Here is an 18492-nt window from a genome sequence, read left to right on the forward strand (position 1 = left end):
TCCCCCGCGAAGGGCGCCCCCGGCCGTCAGGAGCGCGCGCGTCCGGAGAGGATGGCGCGCAGGGTCTCCCGTTCGATCTTGGGGCGGCGGGCGGCGTCGAGCAGTCCGTTGGTCTCCTGGAGCGTGTCGGTGAACTGCGTGTAGCAGTAGCCCGCGAGCCCGGAGTCCTCGGCGGCCGAGACGAGTGAGGCGAGGCGTTCGGCGAAGTCCTCCGGGCTCTCCACCGTGTCGTACCCGAACCACGGCGCGCTCTCCTCGGGCACGAAGGTCGCCCCGCCGAACTCGCTGAGCACGACGGGCTGTCCGGTGTGCCGCACCCCGTCGAGCAGCAGCCGCCGGGCGCCCGGCCACTGCTCGCCGAAGGCGCCGGCGCGGACGGGCCTGCCGTAGCGCTCGCGCAGGTCCCACGCGTTCTGGGTGTAGTCGTGCACGCCCCAGATGTCGGCGGCGGAGATCTCCCAGCCGTCGTTGGAGACGGCGGGACGGGACGGGTCGAGGGCCTTGGTGAGGTGGTAGAGCGCGTCCATGAAGTGACGCTGGGCCGGGACCTCGGCGGGGTGCGGCACCGACCAGGACTCGTTGACGGGTACCCAGGCGACGAGGGAGGGGTGGCTGACGTCGCGCAGGACGGCGGCGGTCCACTCGGCCGTGACACGTTCGACGGTGGGCGTCCCGAAGGCGTACGCGGAGGGCATCTCACCCCACAGCATGAGGCCGAGCCGGTCGGCCCAGTACAGGAAGCGCGGGTCCTCGATCTTCTGGTGCAGGCGCAGGCCGTTGAGGCCGATGGACTTGGCGAGTTCGGCCTCCTCGCGCAGTTCGGCCGCCGAGGCGGAGAGGTGCGAGGCGGGCCAGTAGCCCTGCTGGAGGGCGAAGCGCAGGAAGCACGGCTTGTGGTTGAGGAGGAAGACCCCGTCGTCCCAGCCGATGTCGCGCAGCCCGAGGTAGGAGTGGACCCGGTCGACGAGAGCGCCGCTCCCCGCGTCGGTCAGTTCGAGCGTCGCGTCGACGAGGTGCGGGTGCTCGGGGCTCCACAGCAGGTCGTCGAGGTCCTGGCCGTGGCGCAGGGCGGGCACGGCGATGTCGATTTCGTTCTCGGGCCCTTCGAGCCGTACGCGCTGCTCGGCGAGGAGGCGGTCCCCGAGGCGCAGCCGGAGCGTCAGGTCGAGGGGCTGGTCGGGCCAGCGGTCCAGGCGGGTGCGGCAGCGGACGCGGGCGTGGGCGATGTCGCTCTCCCAGTGCAGCGCGGTGAGGTGCTGCTCGGGGACCTCCTCCAGCCAGACGGGCTGCCAGATGCCGGAGGTGCGGTGGTACCAGATGACGTGCGGCTCGGCGCGCCAGTCCTGTTTGCCGCGCGGCTGCGCCGCGTCCGGCCGGTCCTCGGCGCGCACGACGAGGACGTGCGGCCCCTCGGCGGTCACGAGGTCGGTGAGGTCGCAGGTGAAGCCGGTGTGCCCGCCCTCGTGGCGGCCCGCGAGGTGCCCGTCGAGCCACACCTCGGCGCGGTGGTCGACGGCGCCGAAGTGGAGCAGGAGGCGGCGGCCGGGCGCGGGGGCGGTCACGTCGAGGGTGCGCCGGTACCACAGGACGGGGTGCGGGTCCGTGGCGTGGATGCCCGAGGCGGGCGACTCGGGCGGGTACGGGACGGTGATGGCGCGGGTCCACGGCGCGGTGGTCTCCGGGGCCATCCAGCGGGCGCGGCGGCCCTGGTCGGCGTCGTCGTGGGCGAACTGCCACGTACCGCAGAGGTCGCGCCAGTCCGGGTCGCGGACGAGCTGCGGCCGGGGGTGGCCGGCGACGTCGAGGTGGCTGTGCATGAACGAACTCCGTGGGGAGGGGGCGGGTGGGACGGTGGCACTCAGCTCTCGGCCTGCGGGGCGGCGCGCAGGTCGACGGCGGTCGCGGCGAAGGCGAGGGGCCCGGGGAGCAGGGGCAGCAGGAGGGGCATCGACCAGGCGATGAGCGCGGCAAGCACGAGGGCGGCCACCAGGAGGAGGCTGCCGTGCGGGTCGGCCGCCGCCCGCTGCCAGGCGGTACGCGCCGTGACGGGGCCTGCCGCGGCGCTCGCCCGCAGCAGGAGCACCCCGGCGCCGAGCGCGAGCACGACGAGGGCGGGGCCCACGAGCGCCCGGCCCGGCAGCTCCCCGCCCGCGAGGGCGAGGTCGGCGCGGACGGCGACGACGAAGGCGGGCACCAGCAGGCCCAGGAGCAGGGAGCGCGGGACGAGGCGGGCGCGCACGCCGCGGAGGTACGTACGGGCCGAGGCGCTCCTGCCGCCCGCCGCCGTCTCGCGCAGCGTCGCGGACGCGGCGGCGAAGGCGGCGGGCGCGGTGAGGACCGGGAGGCAGCACAGGCTCGTGAGGAGGCTGACGAGCAGGACGTCGGCGAAGAGCGTGAAGGCGGGGCCGAAGACCTCGCCGGGTTCGCGGCGGTCGGTGGGCGCGGGGGTGTGTGCGGGAGCGGCTGCGGGGGCGGGCGCGGGAGCGCGACGGCTCGGTGCGCGGACGGGAGCGGGTGCGGGTCGGCTCATGGTGTTCAGCCCTTCAGTCCGGAGGTGGCCATGCCCTGGACGAGGTAGCGCTGGAAGACGGCGAAGAAGAGCACGATGGGCAGGACGGAGATGACGGACATCGCGAACATCGGCCCGTAGGCGGACGTGCTCGACTGGTCCACGAAGCTGCGCAGCGCGAGCGTGATGGTGAACTTCTCCGGCGCGAAGAGGTAGATCATCTGCGTGAAGAAGTCGTTCCAGGTCCAGATGAAGGTGAAGATGGCCGTGGTGATCAGCGCGGGCCTGCTCAGCGGCAGCGTGATGGCCCAGTAGGTGCGGAAGGCGCCGCAGCCGTCGATGCGCGCCGACTCCTCCAGTTCGCGCGGCAGTCCGCGCATGAACTGGACGACGAGGAAGACGAAGAACGCCTCGGTGGCGAGGAACTTCGGCAGGATGAGCGGCCAGTAGGTGTCCACCAGGCCGAGCCGGTTGAAGATGATGTACTGCGGGATCAGGACGACGTGGTGGGGCAGCATGAGCGTCGCCACCATGAAGCCGAACATCGGCTTGCGCATCCGGAACCGCAGCCGGGCGAAGGCGTAGGCGGCCAGCGAGCAGGACAGGACGTTGCCGAGCACGGCGCCGCCCGCGATGAGCAGGCTGTTGCCGAGCAGGCGGCCGACCGGGACGCCGGAGACGCCGTCGAGCGCCGTCGTGTAGTTGGACCACTCGAAGTGGCTGGGCCACAGCTTGAGGCTCGTGGCGACCTCGGTGGCCGGTTTGAGCGAGGTGGCGGCGAGCCAGCCGAGCGGGTAGAGCAGGAGGAGCAGGCACACCAGGGCGACGGTGTGCGGCAGCCAGCGTTTCGTGAGCGTGTTCACCGGTCCTCCTCGTCCGCGTAGAAGACCCACGACCGCGAGGTGCGGAAGAGGATGAGGGTGACGGCCCCGATGGCGAGGAGCAGCATCCAGGCCATGGCGGCGGCGTAGCCCATGTGGGAGGCGGTGAAGCCGCGTTCGTAGAGGTACAGGGTGTAGAAGAGCGTCGAGTCGGCCGGGCCGCCGTCGCCGCCGCTGATGGCGAAGGCCGGGGTGAAGACCTGGAAGGACTGGATGGTTTCCAGGACGAGGTTGAAGAAGACGACGGGCGAGAGCATCGGCACGGTGACGGAGAGGAACTGCCGCCAGCGGCCGGCGCCGTCGAGGGCCGCCGCCTCGTAGAGGTCGGGCGAGATCTGCTGAAGCCCGGCCAGGAAGATGACCATGGGTGCCCCGAACTGCCACACGGTGAGCAGGACGACCGCGAAGACGGCGTAGTCCGGGTTGCCGACCCAGCCCCCGGTGTGGATGCCGACCGCGTCCAGGACGCGCGCGACGGTGCCGCCGTCGTTGAACAGGGCGCGCCACACGAGCGCGATGGACATGCTCGCGCCGAGCAGCGAGGGCGCGTAGAACGCGGAGCGGTAGAAGGCGCGGCCCCGGCCGAGGTTCCTCAGGAGCATCGCCACGCCGAGGGCGAGGCCCAGCTTGAGCGGGACGGCGACGACGACGTAGAGGAGCGTCGTGCCGACGGACCGCCAGTAGCGGGGGTCCTCGGTGAGCATCTCGGTGTAGTTGCGCAGCCCGACCCAGTGCGGCGGGTCGAAGAGGTTGTAGTCGGTGAAGGACAGGTAGAGGGAGACCGCCATCGGGACGAGGGTCAGCGCGACGGCGCCGATCATCCACGGGGAGAGGAAGACGTAGGCGGGCCACTGCTGTTCGCGGCGGCGCCGGGCGCGGCCCTTCCTCGGGGCGGGCGGCCCGGCGGTGCGGTCCGGGGGCCGGGTGGTCAGGACGCTCATTGCCTCAGCTCCCGGTTGGCCTGGTCGATGAGTTCGCGCGCGGCCTGCCGGGGGGTGGACAGGCCGAACATGACGCGCTGGTACGTACGCCCGAAGGCGGCCTGGACGGCCAGGTCGCCCCGGGGCGGGGCGGTGGGCGGGTCGGCGAGGCCGTACTTCTCCATGGCCTGCGCGTACCGGTAGATCTCGCGTTCGGCGCCCTTGAGGGTGGTGGCGACGCGGGCGGCGACGGCGCGGTTGGGCGGGGTGGAGCGGGAGAAGCCGAGAATGTCGCCCGCGCGGTGGTCGTTGAGCAGGAAGTCGACGAGTTGCGCGGCTTCCTTCGGGTGCGCGGAGTGGGCACCGATGCCGATGAGCATGGACGGCTTGAAGTAGGCGCCCGCGCGTCCGCCGGTGGTGGGGACGGGCCCGTAGTGGACCTGCTCGCCCAGGAGGGCGGGGTAGCCGGGGAAGGGCGCGTCCCACGTGAAGTCGGCGGCGGCCAGTCCCCGGCCCATCGGGCTCGTCTCGGTGCTCTTGGCCTGGGTCGTGTCCCGGGCGGCGGCGACGGCGCCCTCCTTGCGCAGGGTGTCGCAGAAGGTCCAGAAGGCGGTGAGGTCGCGCTCGCTGAAGGCGAGGCGGCGCTGGTCCTCGTAGAGCTGCCCGCCCCGGCTGCGCAGCCAGTCCTCGAAGACGTCCTCATTGGTGCCGCCGTCGTTGGAACCCGTGACGGTGCGTCCGTCGGGGCCGTGCAGCCCGAGGCGGTGGATGCGCACGTTGGCGTCCGCCCACTCCTCCCAGGTCCAGGAGGGCTCGGGGGTGGTGATCCCGGCCTTGGCGTAGAGGTGGGAGTCGTAGGCGTAGCCGGTGATGCCGCGCCCCATGGGCAGCGCGTACTGGCGGCCCTGGTAGGTGCCGGTGCGCAGGAAGGAGTCGTCCATCTCGTCGGTGCGGATGGTGCCCGCGTCGATCGGCTCGTCCAGGCGGGCGAGGGCGTCGCCCGCCGCGTACTGGGAGATCTGCCGGTAGTCGAGCTGCACGACGTCGGGGACGCCGCCGCCCGCCGCCTGGGTGGCGAGCTTCGTGAGGTAGGAGCCGAAGTCGGCGTTGGAGGTGCGGACGGTGATGCCGGGGTGTTCCTTCTCGAAGAGCTTGACGGCGTTGTTCGTCCGGGAGGCGCGGTCGTCGTTGCCCCACCAGGAGAAGGTGAGCGTGACGCCCTTGCCGCCGCCCGCGTCGTCCGAGGAGCAGGCGGAGAGCGGGGCGAGGGCGGCGGTGGCACCGAGGGTGCTCAGGGCGAGGAAGGTCCGTCGGCGGGGCCGGAGGACGGGTGGCTCGGGCATGGGTGGTCCCAGGGGTGCGGGTGGCGGGGGAGGCGAAGTGCCGTGAGGGCGCGCGTACGGGGCGGGTCAGCTTCCGGTGTAGACGTCGAGGCGTCCGCACATGCCGAAGCGGCCGCGTGCGGTGGGCCCGGTCGCGGTGACGCGGGCGTGGGCGAGGTGTTCGGCGTTCCCCTCGCGGAGCGCGGCGAGCTGGGCGCCGCTCGCGCGGGTGGCCGCCTCGGCGCCCTCCCGCAGGCGGGTGCGCCAGGCGTCGAGCTGGGGCCGTACGAGGGCGGCGGCGGCGCGGTGGAAGGCGGCGAGCGGGGCGGGGTCGCCCTGCTCGGTGGCCTCGCGCAGGGCGAGGAAGCGGCGGGTGGCGAGGTCGCGGCGGCGGCGCGCGGTCCCGGCCCGTTCCTCCTCGGTGCCCTCGGCGGGGATGCGGACGGCGTCCGCGTACGTGGCGGGGTCGGTGAGCAGCTCGGGTGGCATGGTGAGCACCGCGTCGCCCGCCTCGGGCAGGCCGCTGTTCTGCATCACGACGGTGATGCGCAGCGCGTCCTCGTTGACGAGGCGGTGGATGGTGCCCGGTGTGAACCAGACGACGGCGCCCGCTTCGAGGGGGTCCTCGCGGTAGCCGGAGGTGGTGAGGGTCTGCACGCTGCCGCGCCCGGAGACGACGACGTAGCCCTCGGTGCAGGCGAGGTGGAGGTGCGGGGTGCCGCCGCCGGGGTGGCCGTCGATCGTGGGCCAGTCGTAGACGCTGAGCCGGGAGACGGCGACGGCGCCGGGGAAGCCCTCGTACGTGTCGCTCACCACGGCTGCTCCTCGAAGTGGGCGAGGACGCGGTCGCGGTCCCAGCGGCCGTCGGCGACGGTGACGCGGTAGGTGCGGGCGAAGGAGTCGCCGGGCGCGAGGACGAGTTCCTCGTGGAAGGCCCACGAGGGGGCGACAGCGGCGAAGGGCTCGCTGCGTACGAACCAGTGGGCGGGGTGCGTGCCCGCCTCGCCCCGGTGGTCGTTGCCGGGCGCGTGCGCGAAGACGAGCGTGGCGTGTCCGTCGCGGCCGTCGTGCTCGCCGGTGTAGGCGAGCCAGTCGGACTGGGTGCCCATCAGGTCCCGGTCCCCGTCCTCGTCGCCGGGGGTCGTGGCGGCGGGGCTCTCGGCGGTGAAGGTCTCGCCGCCCCGGAAGGCGCGCGGGCCGCGCCAGAAGAGCCCGGTGTACCCGGCGTCGGGGCGGCCGTGGGTGGTGGGGCTGCCGAAGCGCAGCGGCTCGCTGTGGCGGTTGGTGACGGCGGAGGTCCAGGTGAGCGACCAGCAGTCGGTGCCGGCCACGACCTCGATGCGGCGCCGCTCGTCGGCCCAGTGCACCGCCGTGTCGTGGGGGTGCCAGGTCAGCGTCTCCTCGATGAGGGCGCGGTCGCCCTCGGCGCGCACGGTCCCGAAGCCGGTGTGGGCCATCGAGCCGACCCGCTCGGGCAGGGCGAGGTAGCCCTCGCCGTGCACGTAGGTGTTGCCGCCCCACAGGTTCTGCCCCGAGAGGTGCGAGGCGGTCAGTTGCAGGCCCTTGTGCCAGCGGTGGTCGTTGGGCCGGTAGTCGGTGACGAGGGCGCCGGAGAGGGTGCGCAGCGGGTGCAGGTACGGCTTGGGCGCCTCCCAGGGGTCCTCGGGCTTGTAGACGTAGGCGAGGAGTTCGGTTCCGCTCGCCTCGTGGGCGAGGGTGACGCGGTCGCCGTGGGTGTGGGTCAGTACGAGGGTCATGCGGCGTTCTCTCCTGCCTCGGCGGGGGCCCAGCCGGGGGCGCCGCCGTGGAGTGCGGTGTAGTAGGGGTCGCCCGGCGCGATCTCGCCGGCGCGCACGGCGTCCCCGGTGAAGGCGGACTTGTAGAGGGCGGTGACGAACTCCAGCGTGCGGCGGGCGCCTTCGCTGCTGGTGGGGTGCCTGCGCCCGGCCAGGATGTCGGTGGTGAGGGCGCGGAGCTGGGCGAGGTGGGAGCTGGGTTCGTCGGGGCCGAAGTCGCGCCAGGCGGCGACGGTCTCCTCGGGGACGCCGGGGGCGGGCGTGATGCGCCAGTCCGCGTTGCGGTAGCCGTACAGGTGCGTGACCTCGATGGTGGCGAGGGCGCAGTCGATGCGGATGCGGCTGACCTCGTCGGGGCTCAGGACGCTGTTGACGACGGTGGCGAGGGCGCCGTCGGCGAAGCGGACGAGGGCGGTCGAGACGTCCTCGGTCTCGACGTCGTGGACGAGGCGGCCCGCCATGCCGCGCACCTCCTCCCAGGGGCCGAGCAGGTCGAGGAGGAGGTCGGTCTGGTGGATGCCGTGGCCCATCGCGGGTCCGCCGCCCTCGGTGGCCCAGCGTCCGCGCCAGGGCGCCGCGTAGTAGGCGGTGTCGCGGTACCAGGTGGTCTGGCAGTGGGCGACGAGCGGCCTGCCGAAGGCGCCCTCGCGCAACAGGCGGCGCACGTGGCGCGCTGCGGAGCCGAAGCGGTGCTGGAAGACGATGGAGAGGTACGGGTCGCGCTCGCCCCCGGGCTCGGCGGCCGTGATGGCGTCGAGGTCCGCGAGGGAGGGGCACGGGGGCTTCTCGCACCACACCCAGGCCCCGGCGCGCAGCGCGGCGATCGCCTGCTCGCGGTGGACGGCGGGGGGCGTGCTCAGGACGACGAGGTCGGGGCGGACGGCGGCGAGGGTCGCTTCGAGGTCGGTGGAGGAGTGCGCGATCCCCGCTTCCGCGGCGAAGGAGGCGGCGGAGGCGGCGTCGAGGTCGACCGCCGCGACGAGTTCGGTCGCGCCCTCCTCGGCGAGGGTGCGCAGCGCGGGCAGGTGGCTGGAGCGCGCGATGCCGCCGGTCCCGACGACCGCGGTGCGCAGGGGTGCGGGCGGGGGGCTGGCGGGGGTGCGGGTGGGCGAAGACATGCGGCCTCTCTGCGGACGGCGTGCGTACGGGGCGGTGGAGGCCCCCGAGGGGCGGACCCGGCGTGATGGCGTCCCGTTGCCCGGGAGCGGGCAGGGGGGACCCGGGAGGCGGCGACCGCCGGTGGATTCCGGACAGCAACCGCTTGCTGTTCCCACGTTGTAACCGCCGTATATCGCCGGGGTCAACCCTTCGGCAGCGGACTTCTTCCGCTCGGGACGGCTCTGGCACAGGCTGTCATCAGGGCTCTAGACTGGCCTTTTCCCGAGAGAGGACACGGGTTGTGGCAGCGGTGACACTCAAGGACGTGGCGCAGCGCGCGGGAGTGTCGATCAAAACGGTCTCCAACGTTGTACGCGGTGCGCCGCGTGTCTCCGAGTCGACGCGGGCGCGGGTCGCGAAGGCCGTGGAGGAGCTGGGGTACCGGCCCAATCCCACCGCGCGGCGGCTGCGCACGGGGCGCAGCGGCATGATCGCGCTCGTGGTACCGGAGCTGGTGAGCCCGTACTTCGCCGAACTCGCCCAGCACGTACGGACGGAGGCGACCGCGCTGGGCCTGACGGTCCTCATCGAGGAGACCCTCGGGGACCCGGCCGAGGAGTTGCGGCTCGCGGGCGGCGTGGGCGCCTCGCTCCTGGACGGCGTGATCCTCTCGCCGCTGCACACGACGGCCGAGGAACTCGCCCCCGTCTCCGGCACGTTCCCGCTCGTCCTGCTCGGCGAGCGCAGCTACGCGCGCGAGCGGGTCGCCGCCGACCACGTCCTCATCGACAACGTCGCCGCGGCGCACGCGGCCACCGCGCACCTCGCCGCGCTCGGCCGTACGCGCATCGCCGCCATCGGTCACGACCGCAAGGGCTCCGCGACGAGCCGCCAGCGCCTGGAGGGCTTCCAGCGGGCCCTGCACGAGGCCGGGCTGCCCTTCGACCCCCGGCTCGCCCCGCCCGTGGGCGAGTTCGACCGGCGCAACGGGCTGGAGGCGATGCGGGCGCTGCTCGCCCTGCCGCCGGGCAGCCGCCCGGACGCGGTGTCGTGCTTCAGCGACCTGCTCGCCTTCGGCGCGCGCCGGGCCCTCTACGAGGCGGGGCTGCGCGTCCCCGAGGACATCGCCCTGACCGGCATCGACGGCACCGAGGAAGCGCGCTACGGCACGCCGTCCCTGACGACGGTCGTGCCCGACAAGGCGGCCATCGCCGCACTCGCCGTGAAGTGCCTGGCCGACCGCATCAGCGCCACGATCCCACCCCCGTTCGAGGTGCACCACGCACCGCACTGGCTGGTCGAGCGGGAGTCGACACGGGGAGGGCGGGCGCGGGTGGAGGGGTGAGGACCGCGCGGGGGCGCGCGGGGCAGGAGCGCGCGCCCGCCGGACGGTGACGGCCCGGCGCCTCCGCCGCGCGCTCCCCCGCCCTTACGCCCGCCGGGCGGTGACGGCCCGGCAGGAGCAGCCCCGTACCTCCGCCACGCGCTCCCCCACCCCCTCCGCCCCGCGCACCCGGCCCCCAGCGCCGGCCACCCGCCCGTACCCCTGCCCCTCCCACCCCCGCCCCGCGCGGCGTCCGCGCAAGGCGGTCCCCGGATGCGGCATTGCGGTACGAATAGGGGCATGTCTGAGTCGGTCACCCCGCCCGCCTCCCGCCGTCGGCACCGGCGCGTCCCGCGTCCCGCCGTGCTGGTCCCGGTGCTGTCCATGGCGGCGCTCGTCGCGATCGACCTCGTCGTCCCCCGGTCGGTCCATCTGGGGCCGCTCCTCGCGGTCGCCCCGGCCCTCACGGCCGCCTCGGCCGGGCCCGGGACGACGGCGGGCGTGGGGGTGCTCGCCGTCGCCCTCCAGTTCCTGCTCGGCGTGGCGCGCTCGGAGACCGAGACCCCGAACACGGCGGTGCAGGTGGCCGCCGTCGCGGTGATCTCGCTGGCCCTCGTCCTCTACAGCCGGGCCCGCAGCCGCCGCGAGTCCGAACTGGCCCGGGTGCGCGCCATGGCCGAGGCCACCAACGACGTGCTGCTGCGCCCGCCGCCCGCCCGCCTGGGCCCGCTGCGGATCGGCTGCGAGTACCGTGCGGCCGGTGAAGTGGCGCAGATCGGCGGGGACTTCTACGCGGTGGTGCGCACCCGGGAGGGGACCCGGCTGCTGATCGGGGACGTACGGGGCAAGGGTCTCGACGCCCTGGACGACACCGCGCTCCTCCTCGGCGCCTTCCGCTCGGCCTCGCACCTCGACCTGAGCCTGCCCGGACTCGCCGCCCACCTCGACGCGGCGCTGGAGTGGAGCAACGCGCAGAAGGGCGCGGGCGAGGACTTCGCCACGGCCCTGCTCGTGGACGTGCCGGACGCGGGCGAGGACATCATGCTCCTCTCGTGCGGCCACCCGCCCCCGTACGTGCTCCGCGCGGACGGCCCGGAGCCGCTGGAGGCCGCCCGCCCGGCCCCTCCGCTGGGGCTCGGGGTCCTCGACCCGGACGCGTGGACGGTGGAGCGGTACGCCTTCCGCCCCGGCGAGACGCTGTTGCTCTACACGGACGGCGTGATCGAGGCCCGGGACGGCGAGGGCGCCTTCTACCCGCTCGCGCAGCGCCTCGCCCTCATCGGCGGGCGCGAGGAGGACCGCCTCGCGCGGCGGGTCGTGGACGACGTCGTCCGGCACACCGACGACCGCCTCGCCGACGACGCGGCCCTCCTGTGCGCGTACCGCGCGCCGGGCTGAGCTCGCACCGGAGGCGCCCCACCCGGGGACGGGGACATGGCCGCGTCGCGGTCGGGGCGGAGCGGGACGAGCGGTCCGCCCGGACGCCGCCCCCCCCTCGTGCCCGCTCCGGGCAACCCCTCGCGCAAGCGGGAGGCGCGGTCCCCACGTCTCCGGACCAGGCCCGTCGCCCGCCGCCCGCCGCCCGCCGCGCAGCAACTTGTCCGCGCCGCAGGGCATTTGACGGACGCGGCGCCCGATCCCCCGGTCGGCTCCCCGTCCCCGCCACCCCGGTCGCGCGGCCCCGCTACGATTCCCCGCACACGGTGCGCTTTCGGACGCCCGTACGACGAACACGGAGACGGTATGGCGGACGGGCGATCGGGTGACGCGGGGCCTTACGGGATGGTGCTCGGTGTCGTCGATCCGGCCGCCGCGGCGGGGGGTTCGCCCGCTCTGCGCCCGGTGCGGGTGACGGCCGGGATCGAGGTGGTGCGGGCCGTGGCCACGCTGGGGTGGCCGGTGCCCGAGGCGGGGACGAGCGTGGGGGTGCTCGACGTGCTGCCGGGCGGGGCAAGGGTGTTGACGCGGCTGAGCGCGCAGGGCGGCGGGGTCGCGGCGCACTGCGTGCACCTGCCCGCCGGGGCGCGGCTGCCCGGGGGCAGGGCTCCCGTGGCCTTTCTCGACGCGCCGGGGTGGGGCAGCGGTGACCCGCTCGGCGCCGAGCCGCCCCTCTCGTCCTCGCTCGGCGACTTCGCGCGGGCGCGGGCGCCGTGGGTCGCGGCGTTCCTCGAAGGCGTACGGGAGGTGCTGACGCGGGACGGGGCGGGAGCCCCGGACGCGGAGGGGACGGCGTACGAGGGAGGCGTGCCCTTCCTCGTCGCCGAGAAGGAACCCTCGCTCGTCGCGCGGTGGATAGCCCTCGCCTGCGCCGTGCTGCCCCCGGAGCGGGCCGGGTCGCTGTCGTTCACGACGTACGGGCCGCGGGAGGCGGCGCGCAGCGGGCGGCTCGTCGTCGGGGTGCCGCTCGGGAGCGCCCCCGCCGTCGCGGGGCAGCGGCTGCTCGACGGGGCGCTGCCCCCGGGCGAGCCGGTCACGGACCTGTGGGCGGCGGGCGCGGCGTGGCTGTGGCGCGAGGGACGGCCCGCGCTCGCGGCGGGCGCGCGGCCCGCGCTCGACGGCTTCGCCCTCGTCGCCGCCGCGCACCGCGAAGGACTCACGATCCCCGCACCGGTACGGGCCCTGCTGCCCGACGCGCTCGACGCGCTGCCCGCCAGCGAACTGCCGCACGCGGTCGGCGCGTTGGCCGACCTCCTCGGCGCCGAGACGCCCGCGAGCGACGCGGAGGCCGCCGGTCTCGCGCGCGTGTGGGCCCGGCTGGAGGACCGCGCGCCGCTCCACGTCACCGCGCCGCTCGCCGGGGCCGTGCTCATGGCGCTCGTCGCGGACCGGCCCACGGGGGTCCCCGTGCCCGGCGCGACCTCGCTCACCGCCTCCGGCCGCGCCGCACTCGCCGCGCGTCTCGGGCCGCGCCTGCGCGAGGCCGTCGCCGAGCCCACGCTCGGCCCGCGCCGCTCCGTCGCGCTGCTCCAGGCCGCCGCCGTGCTGGGCGTCGAGATCGCGGGGCCGGTGCTGGCGGACGTCGCCGACCGGCTCGTGGCCGCCCTCACGCGCGTACCCGCCGAGGAGGAAGCACTCCCCGTGCCCGGGGCGCTCGCCGGACTCCCCGAGCTGTGCGCCGTGCTGCTGCCCCGCCTGGAGCGGTACGCGGCACGCGAACCGCTCGCCGCGCAAGCCCTGTTGGACGTGGTCGACGTGCCGCTCGACGCGGCCGTCAGGCCCGTGCCGCACCTGCGCATGTGCGCGGGCGCCGCGTCGGCCCGCGCGCTCGCGCTCGACGCGGTCGCCGCCTGGGACGAGCTGCTGCGGACCTCGCGCCCGTCCTGGTCGACCGAACCCGCCCTGCTGTACACGGCGTTGCGGCTCGTGTGGACCGAACAGCCCCCGGGGCTTGCCGAGATGGCGCACATCCTGGAGGCCGCCGACTCCGACAGCCACCGTGCGGCGGGCACCTGGCGCGAGGCGGTCGCGGCGGCGGAACGCGGGGGCACGGGCACGGAGGCGGAAGCGGCGGCCGGTCGCGCGCTCGCCGCCCACCTGTTCCGCTCCTTCCCCGCCGAGCTGACCCCGCGGACCCGCGCCCGCCTGCGGCTCCTCGAACTGGCCGGGGACATCGCCGAGGGCCGCGGCACCGACTGGGCCGAACAGGCCGTCGCGCTGCGGGAGCCGGGCGAGGTCGCGGAGTCCTCCGGACTGCTCGCGCACGTGTACGCGGTCCTCGGGGCCGCCGTGCTGCGGCAACCGGGAAGCCCCGAGGGAGAGGTGTACGGGCTCGCGCGCTCCGGCGACCCGGAGCTCCTCGCGGCCTACCGACAGGCCGCGCAGTCGGCCGGGTTCGGGGAACGCCTGCGTGCCGACCCGGCCACGGCGGCGGGCTGCTTCGTCGACTGGACGGCCCACCCCGGCGCGGGCCCCGCCTGGGAGGCGACGAGCACGGCCCTCCTGGACGACGTGCTGCGCCCCGCCCTGCGGTCCGCGTCACGCGCCCACCTGACCGCGCTCACCACGGCACTCGCGGCGGGCGGTCCGCACCGCGTCAGCGCGTTCGAGACGTGGCACCAGCGCACCCGCGCGAGCCGCTGGCGCCGCCTGCTGGGAGGCTGAGCCCCGGCCGCGGGGGCGTCCTCACGCCCGTACCGTCACCGCCGTCACCACCAGGCCGTCCCCCACCGCCCACCTCCCGCCCAACTCCCGTACGGGGCCCGGCACCAGCACCCGCGCGACGAAGGTGCCGTCCTCCGACAGGACGAGTTCCGCCTCCGAGAAGTCGAGGAAGCGGCGGGCCAGCGGGAACCACGCCTTGTAGACCGACTCCTTCGCGCTGAAGAGGACGCGGTCCCAGGACGGGCCGCCCGGGGGGAGGGTCGCGAGGGCCTCGCGGTCGGCGGGGAGGGCGATCATGTCGAGGACGCCGGGGGGCAGGGGCGCGTTCTCCTCCGCGTCGATGCCGAGGCTGCGCCACCTCTGCGCGGGGGCGACGGCGGCGGCGCTGTAGCCGGGGCAGTGCGTCATGCTGCCGACGATCCCGGCGGGCCAGCGCGGGGCGCCGCGCTCGCCGGGGAGGAGCGGGACCGGCGGGCGGCCGAGCGCCGCGAGCGCGCGGCGCGCGCAGGCCCGTACCGTCGTGTACTCCGCCCGCCGCTTCGCGACCGCGCGCGCCACGAACGGCTCCTCCTCGGGGAAAAGCGTCGCGTGCGGGTCCGTGCCGCGGTGGTGCGCGGTGCTGATGTCCTCGGGCAGGACCGCGGCGATCACGAGGCCGCCCCGGGGAAGACGGGACGGGCGAGCTCGGCGCGGCGCCCGTAGCGCTTCCACTCGCGCGGGTAGCCGAGCGAGACCTCCTCGAAGGGCACGCCGTCGTGGACGGTGGAGCGGGGGATGTGCAGGTGGCCGTAGACGACGGCGCGGACGTCGAAGCGCGTGTGCCAGTCGGCGGTGCGGACCGTGCCGCACCACTGCACGAACTCCTGGTGCGTCATGATCTCGGTCGGCTGCCGCACGAGCGGCCAGTGGTTGACGAGGACGAGCGGCGGACCGCCCGCCACCTCGGCGAGACGCCTCTCGGTGTAGGCGATCCGGTCCGCGCACCACTCGGCGCGGCCCGCGTACGGCTCGTGGTGGAGCACGGCCTCGTCGGTGCAGACGATGCCCGCCTCGTGCGCGCGGGCGAGGGAGGCTTCGGGGGTCGTGGTGCCCGGCGCGTACCAGGAGTAGTCGTACAGGGTGAAGAGCGGGGCGACGCGGAGCGGGCCGCCGGAGCCGTCCGGACCGCCGCCGGGCCCGTCCCACACCGGCCAGGGGTCCTCGGGCGTCAGGACGCCGATGTCGCGGCACAGCGCGACCAGCTTCGCGTACCGCGCCACCCCGCGCGCCTGGTCCGGCTCGCCCGGCAGGGTCCACAGCTCGTGGTTCCCCGGCGCCCACACGACGCGCGCGAAGCGGTCGGCGAGGAGGCGCAGCGCCCAGTCGATGTCGGCGAGGCGCTCGCCGATGTCGCCCGCGACGATGAGCCAGTCATCGGGGTGGGAGGGGCGGATTCCCTCGGTGAGGGCCCGGTTCTCCTCGTACGAGATGTGCAGGTCGCTCACGGCCCGCAGTGTCTTGCCCGTTGCAGTCACCCGAAGAGCCTAGAGCGAAGGGGCGGCCGGCGTCAGGCCGTCCCGCCCCTCCCGTGCTCCAGGGCCTTTTGAGAGATCCCCGCTCCCGGGCCTCCCGCGTCAGCTCTCGTCGCCGGGGACGAGCTTCACGGAGATCGAGTTGATGCAGTACCGCTGGTCCGTCGGCGTCGCGTAGCCCTCGCCCGCGAAGACGTGGCCGAGGTGCGAGCCGCAGTTGGCGCAGCGGACCTCGGTGCGGACCATGCCGTGCGAGCGGTCCTCGATCAGCTCGACGGCGTCGGAGTCCTTCGGGTCGAAGAAGGACGGCCAGCCGCAGTGCGACTCGAACTTCGTGTCCGAGGTGAACAGCTCCGCACCGCAGGCGCGGCAGTTGTAGACGCCCTTGGTCTTCGTGTCCGTGTACTCACCGACGAAGGCGGGCTCGGTACCGGCCTGGCGGAGCACCGCGTACTCGTTGGGCGTCAGCTCCTCGCGCCACTGCTGGTCCGACTTCTCGACGTTGTACGCCATGGCCTGCTCCTCACTGCTCGGGGTGGTGCGGTCCGGCGGCGAGCCGGTCCAGGACGGCGGGGCCGAGGTCCGTGACGTCGCCCGCTCCCATGGTGAGAACGAGATCACCCGGCTTCGCCATTCCCGCGACCGCCTCCGCGACCTCGTCCTTCGCGTGCAGCGGGCTCACGTCGGCGCCCGCCGCGCGCCCGGCGGCGATGATCAGCTCGCTCGTGACGCCCTCGATCGGGTCCTCGCGGGCCGGGTAGATGTCCAGGACGAGCGAGGAGTCGGCGAGCGCGAGGGCCTGGCCCATCTCCTTGCCCAGCTCCTGCGTGCGCGAGAACAGGTGCGGCTGGAAGACGACGAGGATGCGCCCCTCGACGGCGCCGCGCATCGCCTCCAGGTCGGCGGCCATCTCGGTCGGGTGGTGCGCGTACGAGTCCACGACCTGCACGCCCGCCGCCTCGCCCTTGAGCTGGAGGCGCCGCTTCACGCCCGTGTAGCTGCGGAGCGCGGAGGCGAGGTTGTGCAGCGGGACGCCGAGCGAGACGCCCGCGACGAGCGCCGCGACCGCATTGTGCGCGTAGTGGCTGCCCGGCACGGACACCGTGAACGTGAGCAGCTTGCCGTTCAGCGAGACCGTGACCTCGCTCGTCAGCCCGCGCGGGGTGACCTTGTGCACCCGTACGTCCGCGTCCTCGGCGGAGCCGTAGGTGAGCACGCGCAGGTCCGCCCGGTCCCGCACGCGGCGGGTCAGCTCGCGGGCGCCCTCGTGGTCGGCGGAGATCACCAGCGTGCCGCCGGGGACGATCTTGCCGACGAAGGTCTCGAAGGACTCGTAGATCTCCTCGATCGACGCGTAGTTGGCGTGGTGGTCGAGTTCGACGTTGAGGACGACGGCGACCTCGGGCGCGTACGTGTGGAAGCTGCGGTCGCTCTCGTCGGCCTCGGCGACGAAGATCTCGCCCGTGCCGTGGTGGGCGTTGGAGCCGGGTGCGTCGAGGTCGCCGCCGATCGCGTACGAGGGGTCGAGGCCGAGCGTCGTGAGGGACACCGCGAGCATCGAGGTCGTCGTCGTCTTGCCGTGCGTGCCCGCGATCGCGAGGGGACGCGTGCCGGCCATGAGGGCGGCGAGGGCGTCGGAGCGGTGCACGACGGGGATGCCGCGTTCCCGGGCGCGCACCAGCTCGGGGTTGTCGGCGCGGATCGCGGAGGAGACGACGACGGCGGAGGTGTCCTCGGCGAGGTGGGCCGCGTCGTGGCCGATGTGGACGGTGGCGCCGAGGGCGCGCAGCGAGGCGGCGGTGGCCGAGTCCTTCGCGTCACTGCCCGCGACGCTCGCCCCGCGCTGGGCGAGAATCCGGGCGATGCCCGACATCCCGGCCCCACCGATGCCGATGAAGTGCGGTCGGTCGAGGGCGGGGGGAAGGCCGGCTGCCATCTGGTGCGTCTCCAGGGGTGGGGGCCGGGACACCGCGGTGCGTCCCGGAACGGAATCTTCGAGGCCACCTTAGAACGAAATGCCAAGCGGCTTCGCGAGGCCGAGCGGCTGGGCAATGCCCGGCGACCAGGCGGTCCGGGCGCGCGCCGCGCACAGCGGCACGGCCGCCCCGGAACGCGAGCACCGCCGCCGGTCTCCTCGCGTTCCGGGCGGGCCCCGGCCGGGACGTCAGTTCTCGGTGTCCGGGGTGTGCGCGTAGAGCTTGAGGACGGGCACGCCGACCTTGTGGCGGGCGCGCGAGGCCCAGTCGCGGTGGAAGAACTCCTCGACGTAGTGCGGCGCGGTCAGGACGATCACCTCGTCCGCCCCCGTCTCCTTGACCGCCGTCGCGACCGCATCGAGCGGGTGGTTCTCGACGACGTGGCCCACGGCCACGGCGCCCGCCGCGCGCAGCGACTGGAGCGAGTGCTCCAGGGCGATCTTCGCGGGCGGCACCGCGGACTCGCCCTCGGGCACCTCCGCCTCGCGCACCGCGTCGGTCAGCTCGCCGAGCGCCACGTCGTCCACCGCGCGCAGCAGCCGGTCCTGGTCGCCCCGGGGCTGCATCAGGACGTGGAAGGACACCGCCTCCTCGCCGTGCAGGGTGGTGACGAACTCGATGTCCACCGTGGACAGGGCCTGTTCGATCATCAATACGCTCGTGAACACCTCGGGGCGCCTCTTCTCTCCACGGACCGGCGCTCACCGGTCCTACGGTCTCCCGCTACCCCGTGAACGGAGTGGCGTGCGTTCCTAGTCTGCCCAGCGGACGGTAAACGGAACGGGACATTCCGTAAGGAGGGCCCGGGGACCCGGGCCCTCCGGCCGTATTCGGCCGCCCCCGCTCCCCCGCCCCCGTGGCGCAGCCCACACCTCCCGCGCGAGGAAATCGCGAGCACCCCCTTGACGTCCGCCCATACGAGTCGCAGAGTGCTCACTAATGCGCATTACTAATACGCATTAGTGAGCGAGGTCGACACGTGAACGACAGCAGTCGGGGCAAGCCGGGCAAGTCGGCGAGAACGCCGCGCGAGTCCGCGAAACGGGCGCGTCCG

At 74.5% G+C, this 18492-nt stretch carries 16 protein-coding genes; 3 read left to right on the forward strand and 13 right to left on the reverse strand.

Going from position 1 to position 18492, the window contains the following annotated elements:
* Window positions 1-26: 26 nt before the first annotated feature.
* From STTU_RS05965 to STTU_RS06000, 8 genes are all read right to left on the reverse strand, one after another.
* On the reverse strand, window positions 27-1817 hold the full coding sequence (locus STTU_RS05965; RefSeq protein ID WP_007820785.1) for a glycoside hydrolase family 2: 1791 nt from the start codon (window positions 1815-1817) through the stop codon (window positions 27-29).
* A 41-nt stretch (window positions 1818-1858) separates the two neighbouring features.
* Complete coding sequence (locus STTU_RS05970; RefSeq protein WP_007820786.1) at window positions 1859-2530, reverse strand: hypothetical protein; 672 nt, start codon at window positions 2528-2530, stop codon at window positions 1859-1861.
* Window positions 2531-2535: 5 nt separating this feature from the next.
* Entirely contained in the window at window positions 2536-3372 is an 837-nt protein-coding gene (locus STTU_RS05975) for a carbohydrate ABC transporter permease (RefSeq protein WP_010272060.1), read from the reverse strand.
* Complete coding sequence (locus tag STTU_RS05980; protein WP_010272061.1) at window positions 3369-4331, reverse strand: carbohydrate ABC transporter permease; 963 nt, start codon at window positions 4329-4331, stop codon at window positions 3369-3371. Before STTU_RS05980 ends, STTU_RS05975 begins: the two co-directional genes overlap by 4 nt.
* Entirely contained in the window at window positions 4328-5653 is a 1326-nt protein-coding gene (locus tag STTU_RS05985; RefSeq protein ID WP_007820789.1) for an ABC transporter substrate-binding protein, read from the reverse strand. The genes STTU_RS05980 and STTU_RS05985 overlap by 4 nt, the downstream gene beginning before the upstream one ends.
* Before the next feature lie 66 nt (window positions 5654-5719).
* Entirely contained in the window at window positions 5720-6448 is a 729-nt protein-coding gene (locus STTU_RS05990; protein ID WP_256055707.1) for a cupin domain-containing protein, read from the reverse strand.
* Window positions 6442-7389, reverse strand: a complete 948-nt coding sequence (locus tag STTU_RS05995) for a PmoA family protein (protein WP_043254300.1) — start codon at window positions 7387-7389, stop codon at window positions 6442-6444. Before STTU_RS05995 ends, STTU_RS05990 begins: the two co-directional genes overlap by 7 nt.
* Window positions 7386-8546 (reverse strand): Gfo/Idh/MocA family protein, encoded by a 1161-nt coding sequence (locus STTU_RS06000; protein WP_007820792.1) that lies wholly within the window; start codon window positions 8544-8546, stop codon window positions 7386-7388. Before STTU_RS06000 ends, STTU_RS05995 begins: the two co-directional genes overlap by 4 nt.
* Window positions 8547-8827: 281 nt before the next feature.
* Here STTU_RS06000 and STTU_RS06005 point away from each other — a divergent pair, with 281 nt between their 5' ends.
* From STTU_RS06005 to STTU_RS06015, 3 genes are all read left to right on the forward strand, one after another.
* Entirely contained in the window at window positions 8828-9871 is a 1044-nt protein-coding gene (locus STTU_RS06005) for a LacI family DNA-binding transcriptional regulator (protein ID WP_007820793.1), read from the forward strand.
* A 279-nt stretch (window positions 9872-10150) separates the two neighbouring features.
* On the forward strand, window positions 10151-11248 hold the full coding sequence (locus STTU_RS06010) for a PP2C family protein-serine/threonine phosphatase (RefSeq protein ID WP_010272073.1): 1098 nt from the start codon (window positions 10151-10153) through the stop codon (window positions 11246-11248).
* A 345-nt stretch (window positions 11249-11593) separates the two neighbouring features.
* On the forward strand, window positions 11594-13951 hold the full coding sequence (locus STTU_RS06015) for a GTPase-associated protein 1-related protein (RefSeq protein ID WP_234019167.1): 2358 nt from the start codon (window positions 11594-11596) through the stop codon (window positions 13949-13951).
* Window positions 13952-13972: 21 nt separating this feature from the next.
* On the opposite strand, the gene STTU_RS06020 is transcribed toward STTU_RS06015, so the two are convergent.
* The 5 genes from STTU_RS06020 to STTU_RS06040 form a co-directional block, all read right to left on the reverse strand.
* Window positions 13973-14602, reverse strand: a complete 630-nt coding sequence (locus tag STTU_RS06020; protein WP_043254303.1) for a 4'-phosphopantetheinyl transferase family protein — start codon at window positions 14600-14602, stop codon at window positions 13973-13975.
* Window positions 14599-15435 carry a metallophosphoesterase family protein gene (locus STTU_RS06025; RefSeq protein ID WP_007820801.1) on the reverse strand — a complete coding sequence of 279 codons (837 nt, stop codon included), beginning with the start codon at window positions 15433-15435 and terminating at the stop codon, window positions 14599-14601. The genes STTU_RS06020 and STTU_RS06025 overlap by 4 nt, the downstream gene beginning before the upstream one ends.
* A gap of 129 nt (window positions 15436-15564) precedes the next feature.
* On the reverse strand, window positions 15565-15975 hold the full coding sequence (msrB, locus tag STTU_RS06030; protein ID WP_007820802.1) for a peptide-methionine (R)-S-oxide reductase MsrB: 411 nt from the start codon (window positions 15973-15975) through the stop codon (window positions 15565-15567).
* A 10-nt stretch (window positions 15976-15985) separates the two neighbouring features.
* A complete protein-coding gene (murC, locus tag STTU_RS06035) occupies window positions 15986-17398 on the reverse strand; it encodes a UDP-N-acetylmuramate--L-alanine ligase (protein WP_007820803.1) in 1413 nt (470 codons plus the stop codon).
* A 228-nt stretch (window positions 17399-17626) separates the two neighbouring features.
* Window positions 17627-18088 (reverse strand): hypothetical protein, encoded by a 462-nt coding sequence (locus STTU_RS06040; RefSeq protein WP_043254305.1) that lies wholly within the window; start codon window positions 18086-18088, stop codon window positions 17627-17629.
* Between the last annotated feature and the right edge of the window lie 404 nt (window positions 18089-18492).

It is taken from the genome of Streptomyces sp. Tu6071, from assembly GCF_000213055.1.
GTDB classification, from domain to species: Bacteria; Actinomycetota; Actinomycetes; order Streptomycetales; family Streptomycetaceae; genus Streptomyces; species Streptomyces evansiae.